This window comes from Streptomyces sp. NPDC058646 (assembly GCF_042716875.1).
GTDB lineage: Bacteria > Actinomycetota > Actinomycetes > Streptomycetales > Streptomycetaceae > Streptomyces.
Map to the genome: position 1 here is coordinate 1 of NZ_JBHXRK010000085.1, position 1,503 is coordinate 1,503.

At 74.0% G+C, this 1,503-nt stretch carries 1 protein-coding gene; it reads right to left on the reverse strand.

Features of this window, described 5'->3' with window-relative positions:
* On the reverse strand, nt 1-1,503 hold a 1,503-nt coding region (locus ACFWUZ_RS36300; RefSeq protein WP_384382395.1), incomplete at both ends, for a polyketide synthase dehydratase domain-containing protein.

Here is a 1,503-nt window from a genome sequence, read left to right on the forward strand (position 1 = left end):
CTGGGTGCTGGTGGTGACGGCGCCGCGGGTGGCGATGACCAGGGTGGTGTCGGTGAACCGTTCGTCGGCCAGCCAGCCCTGAACCGTCCGCAGCATGTCCTGAACGGCGTCGTGCGCAGCGCCGGGCACTTCGCCCCCGCCGGCCGCGACCGCCAGCAGCACGGTCCGCGGTACGTCCGCACCATCGGACACCGCCTCGGCCAGGGCGTCGAGACCGGCGTACGAGCGCGTCACTCCGGCGACGTCCAGGTCGCCGACCACCGCCCAGGCGCCGGCGTCGGCGGGCGTGGCACCGCCCGGGTCCACCGGTGTCCAGGCGATACGGAACAAGCCGTCGCGCAGGGTGTTGCCCGCCTCGAGCAGCGCTTCCTTCGACAGCGGGCGGAGCGACAGCGACTCCACCGTCGCCACCGGTGCGCCGGTCCCGTCCGCGACCGTCAGCGCGGCCTCCTCCGGCCCTGACAGCGTCAGCCGGACCCGGAGCACGGACGCCCCGGAGGCGTGGACCCGTACACCGGACCACGAGAACGGCAGCAGAGCCGCACGGTCCTCGTCGACGACGCCCGGCAGCAGGGGGTGCAGCGCGGCGTCCAGCAGAGCCGGATGCAGCACGAACCGGCCCGCCTCGGAACGCGCGCTCTCCGGCAGCCTGACCTCGGCGAACATCTCGCCCGCCGAGCCGCGCCAGACGCGGTGCAGGCCCTGGAAGGCGGGTCCGTAGCCGTAGTCCTGCTCGGCCAGCCGCTCGTACACACCGTCCAGCGCGATCTCGGACGCTCCGGCCGGAGGCCATGCCACCAGAGCGGAGGTGTCGGTGCCGGTGTCGCCGGCCGGCGCACCGGGCGCCAGTACGCCCTTGGCGTTGAGGGTCCAGGGGCGGCCCTCGGTGCCGTCGCCGTCCGGCCGCGAATGCACGGCGATGCTCCGGGCGCCGGAGTCGTCGGCCTCACCGACGACCAGCTGCACCTGCACGCCGCCGCGCTCCGGCAGGATCAGCGGAGCCGAGAGCGTCAGCTCCTCGATCCGGTCGCAGCCGACCTGCTCACCGGCCCGGACGGCCAGCTCCACGAAGCCGGTACCCGGCAGCAGAGCCGTCCCGAGGACGGTGTGATCGGCGAGCCAGGGGTGCGTCTGGAGGGAGAGACGGCTGGTGAACAGGGTCTGGTCCCCGTCGGCGAGTTCCAGGGAGGCCCCCAGGACGGGATGACCGGTCGGGCTCAGCCCGAGGCCGGCGGCATCCGCGGCCTGGGCGGTCGCCTCCAGCCAGTACCGCTCGTGCTGGAAGGCGTACGTGGGCAGCTCGGCCGGCTGTGCACCGGACCCGGCGAAGTACGCCTCCCAGTCGACCCGCACACCCCGGGCGTGCAGCTGCGCCACCGCGGTGACGACCTGCTGGGCCTCCGGCTGCCCGGGGCGCAGGAGGCTGACGGCGGTGGTGTCGTCGTGGGTGTTGTGGGTGAGGGTGGTGAGGGTGGTGTCGGGTCCGAGTTCGGTGTAGGTGGT